The sequence below is a fragment of the Roseateles sp. NT4 genome (genome assembly GCF_051857475.1).
Classification (GTDB): Bacteria; Pseudomonadota; Gammaproteobacteria; order Burkholderiales; family Burkholderiaceae_C; genus Pelomonas.
Genome location: NZ_JBPZGZ010000003.1, coordinates 535674 through 550787 on the forward strand (window position 1 = coordinate 535674; position 15114 = coordinate 550787).

At 69.1% G+C, this 15114-nt stretch carries 8 protein-coding genes; 7 read left to right on the forward strand and 1 reads right to left on the reverse strand.

All coding sequences use genetic code 11. From position 1 onward, the window contains the following. Position 1: 1 nt before the first annotated feature. From ACS5PN_RS21405 to ACS5PN_RS21435, 7 genes are all read left to right on the forward strand, one after another. Positions 2–532: a chemotaxis protein CheW gene (locus ACS5PN_RS21405; protein WP_439466033.1), complete on the forward strand. Its 531-nt coding sequence runs from the start codon at positions 2–4 to the stop codon at positions 530–532. A gap of 81 nt (positions 533–613) precedes the next feature. Beyond that, positions 614–2983, forward strand: a complete 2370-nt coding sequence (locus tag ACS5PN_RS21410; protein WP_439466034.1) for a methyl-accepting chemotaxis protein — start codon at positions 614–616, stop codon at positions 2981–2983. Positions 2984–3015: 32 nt separating this feature from the next. Beyond that, positions 3016–9168, forward strand: a complete 6153-nt coding sequence (locus ACS5PN_RS21415) for an Hpt domain-containing protein (RefSeq protein ID WP_439466035.1) — start codon at positions 3016–3018, stop codon at positions 9166–9168. An 11-nt stretch (positions 9169–9179) separates the two neighbouring features. Further along, complete coding sequence (locus ACS5PN_RS21420; protein ID WP_439466036.1) at positions 9180–10220, forward strand: GGDEF domain-containing protein; 1041 nt, start codon at positions 9180–9182, stop codon at positions 10218–10220. A gap of 203 nt (positions 10221–10423) precedes the next feature. After that, on the forward strand, positions 10424–11824 hold the full coding sequence (locus ACS5PN_RS21425; protein WP_439466037.1) for a CHASE3 domain-containing protein: 1401 nt from the start codon (positions 10424–10426) through the stop codon (positions 11822–11824). After that, a complete protein-coding gene (locus tag ACS5PN_RS21430; protein WP_439466038.1) occupies positions 11821–12456 on the forward strand; it encodes a response regulator in 636 nt (211 codons plus the stop codon). Before ACS5PN_RS21425 ends, ACS5PN_RS21430 begins: the two co-directional genes overlap by 4 nt. A 114-nt stretch (positions 12457–12570) precedes the next feature. Continuing rightward, positions 12571–13410, forward strand: coding sequence for a response regulator (locus ACS5PN_RS21435; protein ID WP_439466039.1), 840 nt, complete (start codon positions 12571–12573; stop codon positions 13408–13410). Positions 13411–13641: 231 nt separating this feature from the next. Here ACS5PN_RS21435 and ACS5PN_RS21440 read toward each other — a convergent pair whose 3' ends face one another. Beyond that, entirely contained in the window at positions 13642–15093 is a 1452-nt protein-coding gene (locus tag ACS5PN_RS21440) for a cryptochrome/photolyase family protein (protein ID WP_439466040.1), read from the reverse strand. Between the last annotated feature and the right edge of the window lie 21 nt (positions 15094–15114).

Below are 15114 nucleotides of genomic sequence, written 5' to 3' on the forward strand. Positions count from 1 at the left end.
CATGGCAAACAAGACCGCACTCCGTGAGCTCCAGCAGCGCCTGGCCGAGCGCATGCAGGCCGCGCGTGAGCAGACGCTCATCGCGAACTGGCTGGCGGTCGAATGCGCCGGCGCGGGCCTGCTGTTCTCGCTGAAGCAGGCGAGCGAAATTTTCGCCCCCGTGCCGATCAAGCCGGTGCCCTATGCCAAGCCCTGGCTGGCTGGCGTGGCCAATCTGCGCGGCGGCCTGTTCACCGTGGTCGACCTGGCCGTGTATCTCGGCCTGCGCGACCCCACGCCCGGTCGCGCCGTGGCCGCAAACAGCCGCCTGGTGTCGCTGGGCAGCGATCTGAATCTGAACTGCGCGCTGCTCGTGGACCGGTTGGCCGGCCTGCGAAGCGACGAGCAACTGCCGCTGGCGCCCCAGCAGCCCGCCGGGCCGCTGCCTCGCTTTGCCGGCCAGCTGCGCCGCGACGAAGCCGGCCGCAACTGGCAAGAAATCAATCTCGAGGCGTTGTCGCGGCAGGAGAATTTCCTGCACATCGTCGCGTGATGCACACATCTATTTCCAAGCTTACGAGCTCCGAGCCGCTTCAAAACGCGGACATCACAAACACTGAAGGACGAGGGTGAGATGAGCCTGCTGGACAAAATCAGGGGAAAGTCCGAAGCCGATGATCTGCCGCTGGCGCCGCCGGAAGGTGTCGACACGACCATCGATTCGCGCGGAAGCGCGGGCTTCGACGCCACCCGCAATGCCGATTCCACGCTCGCCGGCGTGGAGATGCCGACGCAGATCTATCCGCGCACGGAAGCACCGTCCATCATTTCGCCGGCCGTGCCGACGGAGCCGGGCCCGAACAGCGAGTTCCCGCCCAGCAGCACGATGAATTTCGCGCCGACGACCCAGGCCGCCGACCCGACCATGCTGCCGACGCCCCAGGCGGCCACGGGCGCCGAGAAGCTGACCGACCTGTTCGGCCGCCACCGCCAGCGCGTGCTGACGGGTCTGGTCGCCCTCGGCCTGGTTGGTACGGCGGTCTCGGTCTCGCTGGTGCTGGCCAGCTCCAACCGCAGCGCGGCCCAGGTGCGTGCTTCCGGCCAGGCGCTGATGCATTCGCAGCGCATGGCCAAGTCCGTGTCCGCGGCCCTGGTGGGCAATCCGGCCGCCTTCGCCGAACTGCGCGAATCGGTCAGCACGCTGAGCGGCGTCGTCAACAACCTGCGCACCGGTGAAGGTGATCTGGCCAAGGCGCCCGATGCCGTGCAGCCGACGCTGGACGGCCTCAAGCCCCTGGTCGAGCGCGCCGAGAAGAACGGCAAGGTCGTGCAGGCCCAGGAAAAGATCCTGACCCAGGTGGGCCAGGCGCTGCGCGCCATCAACCGCCAGTCCAGCGACCTGCTGGAAAGCGCCGAGGCCGTGTCATCTCAAGCCCTGCAGATCGGTTCTTCGGCGGGTGAAGTCTCCGCGGTCGGTCAGCTCGTGATGCTGACCCAGCGTATCGGCAAGAGCGCCAACGAATTCCTGACGCAGGAAGGCGTGAGCCCCGAAGCCGTGTTCCTGCTGGGCAAGGACTTGAACTCCTTCAAGCTCATCACCGAGGCCCTGATCAGCGGCAGCCCCGAGCTGCGCCTGAACGCCGCGCGTGACCCGCAGCTGAAGGAACGCCTGCAGACCCTGCTCAAGCAGTACGAGCAGACCCGCACGCAGGCCTCCGCCATTCTGGGCAACCTGCAGGGCCTGGTGTCGGCTCGTGAAGCCCAGACGGCCATCCTGAACGACTCCGAACCGCTGCGCAAAGGCCTGGAGCAGACCGCTGCCGAGCTGGAAAAGTCCGGCGGTGCCGGTGCCGGCCTCATCATCCTGCTGATCCTGTCCCTGGCCGCCCTGATCGTCGGCGCCGTCGGCTTCCTGCGGCTCTACCTGGCCGACCAGGCCGGTCGTGCCGAGCTTGCCGAAGCCCAGCGCCGCGAAGCGGAGGCGCAAGAGCAAGAAGCCAAGCGCGTCAACGACGCCAACCAGGCCGCCATTCTGCGTTTGATGAACGAACTGGCCAGCGTCGCTGAAGGTGACCTGACACAGCAAGCCACGGTGACGGAAGACATCACCGGCGCGATCGCCGACTCCGTGAACTACACGGTGGAGGAACTGCGCAACCTGGTCGGCCAGGTGCAGGCCACGGCAGCCCGCGTGACGGACACGACCGGCGCGGTGGACCAGACGTCCACCGACCTGCTGGCCGCTTCCAAGGAACAGCTGCACGAGATCCGCGCCACCGGCGAGGCTGTGCTCGGCATGGCGGGTCGAATCACCGAGGTGTCCGCGCAGGCGCAGACGACGGCCGATGTGGCACGTCAAAGCCGTCAGGCCGCTGAACAAGGCTTGTCCGCGATGCAGAACAACATCGCTGGTATGAACACCATCCGTGACTCCATCCAGGAGACCTCCAAGCGCATCAAGCGACTGGGCGAGTCTTCTCAGGAAATCGGCGAGATCACGGAGCTGATCTCGGACATTACGGAACAGACGAACGTGCTGGCTCTGAACGCGGCCATTCAGGCAGCGTCTGCCGGTGAAGCCGGTCGCGGCTTCTCGGTGGTTGCGGAAGAAGTGCAGCGACTGGCCGAACGCTCCGGCGATGCCACGCGCCGAATCGCCGCGCTGGTGAAGACCATTCAGACCGACACCCACGACGCGGTGGCCGCCATGGAGCGCTCGACGCGCGGTGTGGTGGAAGGTACGCAACTGTCTGACGCGGCCGGTAAAGCCCTGGAAGACATCGACAGCGTGTCGCGCCAACTGGACAGCCTGATCGGACAGATCTCGACCCAGGCGCAGCAGGAAGCGGAGCATGCCAACGAAGTGGCGTCCAACATCCAGCACATCTTCGCGGTGACCGAGCAGACGTCGGAGGGCACGCGCTCTACCGCCCAGATGGTGCATGAGCTGTCCCGCTCTGCCGAGGCGCTGCGCACGTCCGTTTCCCGATTCAAGGTCGCTTGACCGACCCCCGCACCGAGCGAGAAAGCCCACGCATGGACAGCTCCCTGCGAGACTCCGAACTCCCGGCCGACCTCAGCCCACTGGCGTGGGTTCAGGAGGAATTGCGCCGCTCCCTGGAGACGGTGCACAAGACCCTGCGCCGTCATGTGCGCGATGGCAGTGGCGACAACCGCCTCGCCGCTTTCGGCAGCGACGCCCAGCCCAGCGTGCCACTGCAGCAGGCCTCTGCGCAGTTGCACCAGGTCAGCGGCGTGCTGTCCCTGGTCGGCCTGCCGGCCGGTGCCAGCGTGCTGCGCGCCGCCGAAACCGCCGTCGCGCGCCTGGCCGAGAAGCCGCTGGAGGTGGAAGCCAGCACCGTCGACATCATCGAACGTGCCGACTTCGCGCTGATGGCCTATGTCGCCCGCCTGCTGGCCGGCAACAAGACCTCGCCGCTGGCCCTGTATCCGGGCTATCGCGCGCTGCAGCAGCTCAACAATGCCGAGCGCATCCATCCGGCCGACCTCTGGCAGTACGACTGGTCCTGGCGCAGCATTGCGCCGGAGGCCGGCGTGCAGCCGCGTTCGGCCGAGGCTGTGCGTGCGCCGTTCGAAGCCGCCTTGCTGCGCCATATGCGCGAGCCCAGCCCGGCGCATGCGACCAATCTGTCAGGCCTGTGCGCCGGTCTGGCCGCGTCCCTGCCGGCGGGTGCGACGCGCACCCTGTGGCAACTTGCCGCCGCCGTTTTCGAGGGCCAGGCCCTCAAGCTGATCGGCAGCGACGCCTATACCAAGCGCCTGGGCTCCAAGCTGCTGCACGAGCTGCGCGTGGTCGGCCACGGCGACCAGGGCAGCGACCCGGCGCGCGATCGCCTGGCCCAGGACCTGCTGTTCTTCTGCGCCCAATGTCGCCTGGCCCGAGGGGCCGGCCCGCGCCTGGCCGCCGTCCACGAGGCCTACCGCCTGACCGAAGAGCATTCCGGCGACTATGAAGACGCCAGCCTTGGTCGCATCGATCCGGCCTGGGTCGCCCAGGCCAAGCGCCGCGTCATGGCGGCCAAGGAAAGCTGGTCCAGTGCTGCCGAAGGTGACCAGCATCGCCTGGCCAGCCTGGATGAGCAGTTCGCGGCCCTCGCCGAGTCCCTGACGCGCCTGTTCCCGAGCGGCGAGGTGCTGGCCCAGACCCTGCAGCGCGCCGTCGTCGCGACCCTGCGTTCGCGCAGCACGCCGCCGCCGGCCCTGGCGATGGAAGTCGCGACCAGCCTGCTCTATGTCGAAGCCGCGCTGGAAGACGCTGCCTTCGACCAGCCCGAGCAGGCCGACCGCGTGCGCCGCCTGGCCCGCCGCGTCGAGGCCGTCGCCCACGGCCAGACGCCCGAGCCGCTGGAAGATTGGATGGAGGACCTGTACCGCCGGGTCTCCGATCGCCAGACCCTGGGCAGCGTCGTGCATGAGTTGCGCGCCAGCCTCTCGGAAGTCGAGAAGCAGTGCGATGAGTATTTCCGTGACCCGACCCAGCGCGAGCTGCTGATCCCCGTGCCCGGCCAGTTGCAGGCCATGCGCGGCGTGCTCAGCGTGCTGGGCCTGGACCAAGCCGCCCAGGCCACGGTTCGCATGCGTGACGAGGTCGACGGCCTCGCCAGCACCGAGATCGACTTCAACCGCCCCGGCGCGCGCGACGTCTTCGAGCGCCTGGCCAACAACCTGGGCGCCCTCGGCTTCCTGATCGACATGTTGAGCGTGCAGCCGGCCCTGGCCAAGCGCATGTTCCAGTTCGACGATGCCAGCGGCCGCCTGGACGCCGTCATGGGCCGCCGTGAAGGCGCCGTCGAGCTGCCCAGCTTCGAAGCCAGCGGCTTCCACGTTGACCTGGGCGACGAATCGCCCGAAGTCGCCGCGCCGTCCTACGAGGCCACCCAGCCGCTGCGCGTCGACTTCGGCTCGCTCGACCTGCCCGACCTCAGCCTGCCCGACGTCGACCTGTCGCAGCCCGTGGCTGCTCCCGCTCCCGTTGTCGCTCCCCCGCCGCCCGCGCCTGCACCCGCGCCCAGCGTCGCCGACGACCCGGAGATGCGCGAGATCTTCCTCGAGGAAGCCGACGAGGTCATCGGCAATGCCCGTGCCGCGCTGGCCGAACTGCGCGAAGCGCCGGCCGATCACGGCCAGCTGACCGTCGTGCGCCGCGCCTTCCATACGCTGAAGGGCAGCGCCCGCATGGTGGGCCTCGACGCCTTCGGCGAAGGCGCCTGGGCCTGCGAGCAGCTCTACAACGCCCGCCTCGCCGAGGCGACGCCGCAGGCCGACAAGGCCCTGCTGGGCTTCACGACCGAAGCCCTGGACTATTTCGCCCATTGGCGCGAGCAGATCGCCGGCACCGAGCCGGGCCAGAGCTCGCCCGATCCGGTGCGCCACAGCGCCGATTCGCTGCGGCTGCATGGCCAATACCTGCCGTTGCAGGCAGCCATGGCCGAATCCGCGGAACCGTCCCTGGACGAGACCGCTGTGCCCGAGGCCGTCGAACGTGGCCCGGAGGCCATGGCCGAGCCGGCGCCCGAACCCCTCGTCGCCGCGCTGCCGGCCGAGATGGAGGAAACGCCGCCGCTGGCGCCGGACTTCGTTCTCGAACTGGCTGCTCCGGCCAGCGAGGAGCAGGTCGAGGCCGAAGCCGCCCTGGCCTCGCCGGACGTTGTGCTGGACTTCGCGCCGACCGAGGTGCCCGTCGAGGAGGAAGCGGTCGTCGAATTCGGCGCGCATGCGCCGACCGAACCCCTGCCCCTGCCGGTCATGCCCGACGAAGAGCCGACGCTGGCCAACTTCGCCGTCACGCTGGACCTGGACGAACCCGAGGCCGTGGTGACCGCCGAGCCCGTGGGCGAAGTTCCGGTGCGTCCGGAAGAGACCACGCTGGCCATGGCCAGGCTGCTCGAGGCCGACGAAGAAGAGGTCGTGGAGGCCGTGGAGCCGGCAGCGCCGGTGCTCAGCCTGGTCACGGCGCCCGAACCCGAGCCGGAGATCGAGTCCATCGACCCCGACGAAGGCTTCAAGGTCATCGGCCCGCTGCGCATCAGCATCGCGCTGTTCAACATCTTCCTCAACGAAGCCGACGAGCTGTCGCGCAAGTTGTCCGTCAGCCTGGCCGAATGGGCCGTCGAGCTCAGCTCGCCGGTGCCGCAGAGCTGCGAGGTGCAGGCCCATGCCCTGGCCGGCAATGCGGCCACCGTGGGCTATGAAGAGCTGTCGGCGCTGGCCCGCGAACTCGAGCACACGCTGGGCCGTGCCCAGCGCGCCATCCGCTACGAGCCGGCCGATGCCGAGCTCTTCGTCCGCGCTGCCGACGACATCCGCCGCCTGCTGCACCAGTTCGCCGCCGGCTTCCTGAAGCCCAACGACCCCGAGGTGCTCGCCCAGCTGCACGCCTACGAGCCGCAGGAGGAGTCCTTCACCGCGGACGCCGTGCTGGATCCGATGCCTCTGCACGCGCTGGACGACACCGTGGCCGGCGACCTGGATGTGCAGGCGACCGTGGCCGCAGAGCTGCCCGAGCCGGAGATCATCGAAGTCGCCGAGCCGGTCGAGGTTGTCGAAGTTGTCGAGCCCGCCGTCGAGACGGTGGCAGAACCCGTCGTCGAAGCCGAGCCCATCGACGAACCGGTCATCGAGCCGGTCGCCGAAGTCCAGCCCGAACCGGAACCCGAGCCTGTGCCGGAGACGGTGGCCGCATCCCTGCCGGTGCCGACAGCCGACGAGGCCGAGCCCGAGCCCGGCCTGCCCGACCACATCGAGCCCGACCTCTATCCGATCTTCGAAGAGGAAGGCCGCGACCTGCTGGAACAACTGCATGGCGCGTTGCGCGACTGGCTGGCCCATCCGGGCGAGCTGGGCCGCTCCGACGCCTGCATGCGTGCCCTGCACACCTTCAAGGGCGGTGCCCGTCTTGCCGGGGCGATGCGCCTGGGCGAGCAGGCCCACCACCTGGAATCCGCCATCGAGGACCTGCTGCGTGCCGGCAGCGCCGACCGTGGCCAGGTGCAGGCCCTGCAGCACGAAGGCGATGCCCTGGAGCACGCCTTCGAGGAACTCGGCCGCCGCCTGGCGACTGCCGCGGCCATGCCGGCCGCGCCGGCCGTCGTCGCGCCGCCGCCGCCCGCACCCGCTGCCAAGCCGCAGTTGGTGGTCGAGACACCGGCGCCCGAAGTCGAACACGCGCTGCCCGAGATCGCCGAAGCCGACGTGCGGCCGGTCGCCTCCACCTTTGTCGACAGGCCGGCAGAGCCGGCCCGCGACATCGACTGGAGCCGCTTCACCGACACCGCAGAAATCGCCGCCGGCGGCGACAACCTCGCCATCGGCCAGGCCCTGGTGCGCGTGCGCGGCAGCCTGTTGGAACGCATGGCCACCCAGGCCGGCGAGGTCAGCATCCGCCGCGCGCGGATGGAGTCCGAGCTGGTCCAGATGAAGGGTTCGCTGCACGACCTGGACGACAACCTGGACCGCATCCGCGCCCAGTTGCGCGAGCTGGAACTGCAGGCCGAAGCCCAGATGCACATCCAGCAGGAGATGGCACAGCAGGGTGGCCGCGAGTTCGACCCGCTCGAGTTCGACCGCTACACCCGCTTCCAGGAACTGACCCGCATGCTGGCCGAGTCGGTCGGCGACGTGGCCACCCTGCAGCGTTCGCTGGGCCGCAACGTGCAGACCGGCGAAGACGAACTGGCCGCCCAGTCGCGTCTGACGCGCGAACTGCAGGACGACCTGCTGCGCACCCGCCTCGTGGATTTCGATTCCATCGGCGAGCGCATGCACCGCGTGGTTCGCCAGGCCTCGCGCGACAGCGGCAAGCAGGTCAAGCTGGAAATCGTCGGCGGCCAGACCGAACTGGACCGCTCGGTGCTGGAACGGACCGCCGGTGCCTTCGAGCATTTGCTGCGCAACAGCGTCGCCCATGGCATCGAGACGCCTGAGGCGCGCACGGCAGCCGGCAAGGATCCGGTCGGCACGCTGCGCATCGAGGTCAGCCAGCATGGCAACGAAGTGCTGCTGAACTTCTCGGACAACGGTGCCGGCCTGAACCTCGCCCGCATCCGCGAGCGTGGCCTGCAGCTGGGCCTCATCTCGGCCGATGCAGAGCCCGATGACGCCCAGCTCAAGCGCCTGATCTTTGCGCCGGGCTTCTCGACCGCCAGCCAGATCACCGAGCTCAGCGGCCGGGGTATCGGCATGGACGTCGTGCGTGCCGAAGTCGGTACGCTGGGCGGCACCATCGAGACCACGTCGACGAGCGGCCAGGGCACCAGCTTCCTGCTGCGCCTGCCGCTGACCACCGCGCTGACCCAGGTCGTGCTGCTGCGCAGCGCCGACCAGGTCATCGCCGTGCCTGCGGCCCTGATGGCCTCTGTGCAGCGCGTGCCGGTCGATGCGGTCGAGGCCGCCTACGCCACCGGCAAGCTGCAGCATGGTGGCGCCGACATGCCGTTCTACTGGCTGGGCGGCCTGCTCGGCCACGCCGGCCGCGGCCATGTGCACGGACGCCACACCCACGTCGTGCTGGTGCGCAGCGCCCAGGGCGCCCTGGCCCTGCACGTCGATGAAGTGATCGGCAACCAGGAAGTCGTGGTCAAGAACCTCGGCGCCCAGCTCAACCGCGTGCCGGGCCTGGCGGGCATCAGCCTGCTGGCTTCGGGCGAAGTGGCCCTGATCTACAACGTCGTCGCGCTGGCCGACTGGTATGGCCTGGACGCCCAGGCCCGACTGCAGGCGGCACATGCCATCGCCCACGGCGAGGTGCCGCAGCAGCAGGTCGTGTCCGTCGTCGAAACCGTCACGCAGGCGCCGCTGGTGCTGGTCGTCGACGATTCGCTGACGGTGCGCCGCGTGACCCAGCGCTTCCTGGAGCGTGTCGGCCTGCGCGTCATGCTGGCCAAGGACGGCCTGGATGCGATGGAGAAGCTGTCGGCCGACGAATTGCCGTCGGTGGTACTGTCCGACATCGAAATGCCACGCATGGACGGCTTCGACCTGGTGCGCAATATGCGCGCCGACTCGCGGCTGGCCGGCCTGCCCGTCATCATGATCACCTCGCGCATCGCCCAGAAGCACCGCGACTACGCGGCGCAACTGGGGGTCGATCACTACCTCGGCAAGCCTTACGATGAGGAATACCTGCTGGGCCTGATCCAGCAATTCACCCGGCAGCCCATGGCGGCCTGAGCACCAGCACCATGTCCCAGGTTGTCGACCACCTTGCCGAGCTGACGGGCTTCCGTGACCGTGATGTCATGGACGTCACGCTCGTCATGGCGCTGCGCGACCTGCTCGAGCCCGAGTCGGCCGCCATCTACCGCCTGGTGGGCGAGCCGGGCAAGGAACGCTGGTTGACGCGCGCCCACCTGCGCGCCGGTGACGCCGTCGCGTCGGCCGACCCGCTGTGGGCCAAGCCCGAGGCGCTGCCGCCTGCGGCCGACCATCCGCTGCGGCTGGAGGCCATGCGCAGCCGCAGCGTCACGCAGGTGGTCGAAGCCGGCAAGTGGCTCTACCTCTTCCCCATCGCGACCGACCGCGACGTCATCGGCGTCATCGAGATCCTGTCCACGCGGCGACTGGGTGCGGGTTCGCAGCGCATGGTCAGCAGCGTGCTGCGGATCTATCACAACTTCCAGGGCCTGCTCGACTACTCCGAGCGCGACACCCTGACCGGTCTGCTGAACCGCAAGACCTTCGACGAGAGCTTCCTGAAGGTGCTCTCCGAGCTGCCGACCAAGACGCAGCCCTCGCAGAATGGTGCCGAGGACCGCCGCCACGAGGCCGCCGTGCCTCACTATGTGCTCGGCGTCATCGACATCGATCACTTCAAGTCCGTCAACGACCGTTTCGGCCACCTGATTGGTGACGAAGTGCTGCTGCTGCTGTCGCGGCTGATGCGCGGCTCCTTCCGCTTCCACGACCTGCTTTATCGCTTCGGTGGTGAGGAATTCGTCGTGCTGATGCGTTGCGACGAAGAAATTCATGCCGGCGAGGCTTTTGAGCGGCTGCGCGTGAACACCGAGCGCTATGCCTTCCCGCAGGTGGGCCGCATCACGGTCAGCATCGGTTTCACCGAGGTGAGGGGCGGCGACGCACCGGCGGCGGCCTTCGAGCGCGCCGACAAGGCCGTCTATCACGCCAAGGGCCATGGCCGGAACCAAGTCCACAACTATGCGGCCCTGGTGGCCAGCGGCGTGATCCAGGAAGCCACCCAGCTCAGCGACATCGAGCTGTTCTGAGTTGCGGCGGGCTAATGCCGCAACTGCACGCGGCAACACCGCGGCTTGACTTACCCATCGTCCTCGCCATAGCCTAGGGGCATCGCCCGAACCGGCGCGTCCCAGACGCTGGCGGGCGGCCCAGTGCGGGGGTGGCGTGGGCTGGCGTCGCCGTGCGCGGTGCTCGCGACGATCCCCGGTTTGCGGCCTGTTGCGGATCGTGCATGCGCTATTCCTGGCTTCCCTTGAGCCTCCTGGTGGCGGCCTTCCTGGCCTTCGTCGGCACGGCCGTGGGCGCCTCCCAGAGCCTGGGCTCCCTGCTGGAGCGCGATGCCGAGCGCAGCCAGGCCTTGCGCACCCAGACCGAGCTGCAGCATCTGCTGATGCTGCTGGTCGACATCGAGACGGGCCAGCGGGGCTTCCTCATCACCGGCCAGCAGCCTTTCCTGCGCCCATACGAGGACGCTCTCGGCGAGCTTGTCGACGTGCGGGCCGGCCTGCGTGAGCGCCTGCAGCGCCAGGGTGCCCAGGCTGTGACCCTGGTCCGGCTGGATGCCCTCATCGACGAGCGACTGGCCCAGACCCGGCAGACCGTTGCGCGCCGGCTCGCCGAGGGCAGCACGGTGACGCGCGACCTCAGCGCCTATGTGGACGGCAAGCGCGTGATGGACGAACTGCGCTTCCAGATCGACCAGCTGGCTCGCGAGCAGCAGCGCCGCGTCGCCGCGGCCGACGAAGCCACGCAGACGGTGCGCCAGCGCACGACACGCCTGACCCATCTGCTGCCTGGCGTCGGCCTGGTGACCCTGGTGGTGGCCGCGGCCCTGCTGTTGAGGGAGCGCCGCCTGCGCGACCTGGCCGAGGCGGCGCTGCGCGACGCCAACGCCGGCCTGGAGCAGCAGGTGGCCGAGCGCACCGAGGCCCTGAGCCAGGCGTTGGCGCGCATCCGCAGCTTCGCCGTCGAGATGGACCGCAGCATCGAGGCCGAGCGCCGCCGCCTGGCCCGCGAGGTGCACGACCAGGTCGGCCAGGTTGGCACGGCGATCAAGATGCTGACGCTGTCGCTGCGCACCAAGCTCGCGCCGCGCAGCGAGCCGCTGGTGGACGAGTTGCTCGGCATGGCCGACGAAGCCATCCGCGCCGCCCGCCACATCTCGGCCGAGCTCCGGCCGCCGCTGCTGGACGAGCTCGGGCTGGAGGCGGCCCTGGGCCACTATCTGCAGACGCTGGCGCGCCAGTCCGGCCTGGCCACCCAGCTCGACCTGAGTGACGACAACCTGCTGCCGCAGGAGCAGGCCAGCCCGTTGTTCCGCATCGTGCAGGAGGCCTGCACCAATGTGCTCCGGCATGCCCAGGCGCGCACGCTGCGCGTGGCCGGTCGCCCGCGCATCGTCGGTGCACGGGAGGGTTATGAGCTCGAGGTCATCGATGATGGCCGCGGCCCCGGCGGCACGCGTCCCGACGCCTCGGGCCTGCGCAATATGCGCGAACGCGCCGAGCTGGCGGGCGGCAGCTTCGACTTCGGCCCCGCGGCCGGCGCCGGCACCTGCGTGCGTGTCTGGCTGCCGCTGGAGGCAGCGCTGCCGGCCCCGGCACAAAACAAGCAAGAGGAGGCCTGGTTGTGAGACTGCTCATCGTCGACGATCACCCGCTGATGCGCATGGGCATCACCCAACTGGTGCTGCAGGAGTGGCCCGATGCCCAGATCGACGAGGCGCCGACCATCGCGGACGCGTTGACGCGCATCGCCACCGCGCGGCCCGACCTGGTCACGCTGGACCTGTCCCTGCCCGATTCCCAGGGGACCGAGGGCGCCAGCCGGCTGCTGCGCGCGCTGCCCGGCGTGCCGCTGCTGGTGCTGAGCCTGAACGCCGAGGCCGCCTACGCCGCGCGGCTGCTGCAGATGGGCGTGGCGGGCTATCTGCCCAAGGACCGCGCGCCGGAGGAGCTGCGCGTGGCGCTGCGCCGGCTGTCCGAGGGCGGGCGCTATGTGACCTCGGCCATGGCCGACCACCTGCTCGGACTGCTCAGCGGCAAGGCGCCCAATGCGCTGCCGCACGAGCAGCTGTCGGCCCAGGAGCATCGCGTCATGCTGCTGATCGCCGCGGGCAGGACGCCGGCACAGATCGCCGACACCATGCATCTGTCGGTCAAGACGGTGGGCAGCTACCGCGCGCGCATCCTGGAAAAGGCCGGCTGGGCCAACAACACCGAGCTGACGAAGTACTGCGTGCAACACGGTCTCACGGACGTCTAACGCGTTATGCCAGCGTGTAGGCAAATCACCTACACGAGGTCACGGCAACTTCGCTGCCGGCCTGCCGGCATCCCCCGCTGTCAGCCAGACCGCTGTCGGCCGAGGATGGCGTCCATGAACATTTTCCTCGTCGAAGACTCCGCCTCCATCCGCCGCCTGCTGGTGCGCCGCCTGGAAGCCATGCCCGGAATGCGTGTCGTCGGCGAGGCCGGCGGCGAGCGCCAGGCACTGGCCCTGATCCAGTGGACCAAGCCCGACGTCGTGCTGCTGGACCTGTCACTGGCCAGCGGCTCCGGCCTCGGCCTGGTTGCCCAGCTGCGCCGCACCGGTTACGCCGGCCGCATCGCCGTGCTGACGGCCCAGGACGTGGACGCCTACCGCCGCGCCTGCCTGGATGCCGGTGCCGATGCCTTCTACGACAAGGCCAGCGGCCTGGAGACGCTGTTCGACGATCTGGTCGAGTTCGCCGCCACCCGCCCGGCCACGCTGGATGACAAGCCCGCCGTGCAGCTGCGCGATGGCCTGACCGGCCTGTTCAACGAAGTCTCCCTGCACGAGCGCCTGGACCAGGCCTCCCGCGACGCGGCCCGCGACGGCGTCGACCTGGCCGTGTATGTGCTGCGCCTGGCCGGCCTGGCCAGCCTGCCCGAGGACATCGGCGATGCGCTGGCCAGGCAGGTCGCCCTGCGGCTGCGCGAAGCCAGCGGCGACGCCGACATCGTCGCGCGCAGCTCGGCCGACCAGTTCGCCGTCGTACGCACCCGTCTGGACCATGCCGAGCAGGCCGCCACCCACGCCCGCAGCCTGGCGACGCTGCTGGCCGAGCCCTTCAGCCACGCTGGCCGCAACCATGTCCTCAGCATCGAGATCGGCATGGCCCTGTTCCCCGCCGACGCCGTCGCCCCGCGCGCCCTGCTGACGCTCGCCGAGGCCACGGCCTTCGGCGCGATCTGATCTTCACCCAAGGGAGTCCTACAAATGATGAAGAAACTGCCCTGCTGCCCGCCCTGGCCCAGGCCGGTAGCGCCGGCAACAGCTTCCAGGTCACGGCCACGGTGACCAGCGCCTGCACCGTGTCCGGCACGACGCTGAACTTCGGCTCCAGCATCGACCCGCTGGCCGCTGCCACGTGCTGAGCCTGGCGCCGGCGCATAGCTTCTACGTCTGCATCAGCGTCACGCTGACCTATTTCTGAGCCGGCTCGGGCAGGGCGCGGGTCTTGACGACGGCGTAGCGCGCCAGCGTGCGCTCGCGGGCGATGGCATGGTCGACGACGGGGCGTGGGTAGTCCACACCCGCCATCGCCAATGGGGCGCGGTCCCAGGGCGCGTGGATGGTCTTGGCGTCCAGCTCCGCCAGCTCCGGGCAGTAGCGGCGGATGAAGCGGCCTTCGGCGTCGAACTTCTCGCTCTGGCTGGTCGGGTTGAAGATGCGGAAATAGGGCTGGGCGTCGCAACCACTGCTGCTGGCCCATTGCCAGCCGCCGTTGTTGGCGGCGAGGTCGAAGTCCAGCAGCTGCTGAGCGAAATAGGCCTCGCCGCGGCGCCAGTCCAGGCCGAGGTCCTTGCTCAGGAAGCTGGCGGTCACCATGCGCAGGCGGTTGTGCATATAGCCGGTCTGGTTGAGCTGGCGCATGGCAGCGTCCACCAGCGGATAGCCAGTGCGGCCCTCACACCAGGCGGCAAAGAGCTTGTCGGCATGCTCGCCCGTTTCCCAGCCGATGGCGTCGTACTCGGGCCGGAAGGCGGCCGTCATCGCGTGCGGGTGGTGGTGCATGACCTGGTGATAGAAGTCGCGCCAGATCAGCTCCGACAGCCAGACCTCGGCGCCATGGTCGCCGCCCTGCATCAGTTCATAGGCGATGCGCGCGACGCGGCGGATGGACACGGTCCCGAAGCGCAGGTGCACGCTCAGATAGCTCGGGCCCTTCACGGCCGGGAAGTCGCGCTTGCGGTCGTACTCATCGATGCGGTCGAGAAAATCGTCCAGCAGCGTCTCGGCGCCACGGCTGCCCTGGCCGACGTGGGGCGTCAGCCCGGCGGGCTGGAAGCCGATGTCTGTCAGCGTGGGGATGGCCTTGGCCAGCTTGGTCTTTGCAAGCGCCGCCGCATGGCGTTCGACCGGATAGCTGCTCAGGTAGAAGTCGTCGACCTTCTTCAGCCAGGCGTTTTTGTAGGGCGTGAACACGCCGTAGGGGCCGCCGGCGGCCGTCATGACCTCGCGGCGCTCGAAGATGACGTGGTCCTTGGAGGTGTGCAGTTCGGCGTCGAAGCTCTTCAGCAGCTCGGCGACCAGCGCGTCCCGCTTCAGCGCCTGGGGCTCGTCGTCGTGGTTGGTGAAGACGGCCTGCACGCCCAGCTCGGCCGCCAGGCGTGGGATCTCGTCGGTCGCGAAGCCATGACGCACGATCAGCGCACCGCCGAGCTTGCGCAGGTCTTCGTCCAGCACCTGCAGGGCGCCCAGGATGAACTCGACGCGCCGGTCCTGGCGGGGCAGGGCGTCCAGGATGTCGCGGTCCAGGATGAAGGCGCAGAACACCTGTTTCGCGGCCCTCAGTGCCTGGTACAGGGCGGCCTGGTCGTCCACGCGCAGATCGCGGCGAAACCAGACAAGAGCACGGTCGATTCGGGTGGTCATGACCCACAGAATAAAATGTCC

Bases quoted from the DNA above. Each gene is read 5' to 3' on its own strand.
- ACS5PN_RS21435 (WP_439466039.1), top strand. From the start codon at position 12,571: ATGAACATTTTCCTCGTCGAAGACTCCGCCTCCATCCGCCGCCTGCTG.
- ACS5PN_RS21415 (WP_439466035.1), top strand. From the start codon at position 3,016: ATGGACAGCTCCCTGCGAGACTCCGAACTCCCGGCCGACCTCAGCCCA.
- ACS5PN_RS21410 (WP_439466034.1), top strand. From the start codon at position 614: ATGAGCCTGCTGGACAAAATCAGGGGAAAGTCCGAAGCCGATGATCTG.
- ACS5PN_RS21425 (WP_439466037.1), top strand. From the start codon at position 10,424: ATGCGCTATTCCTGGCTTCCCTTGAGCCTCCTGGTGGCGGCCTTCCTG.
- ACS5PN_RS21440 (WP_439466040.1), bottom strand. From the start codon at position 15,093: ATGACCACCCGAATCGACCGTGCTCTTGTCTGGTTTCGCCGCGATCTG.
- ACS5PN_RS21420 (WP_439466036.1), top strand. From the start codon at position 9,180: ATGTCCCAGGTTGTCGACCACCTTGCCGAGCTGACGGGCTTCCGTGAC.
- ACS5PN_RS21405 (WP_439466033.1), top strand. From the start codon at position 2: ATGGCAAACAAGACCGCACTCCGTGAGCTCCAGCAGCGCCTGGCCGAG.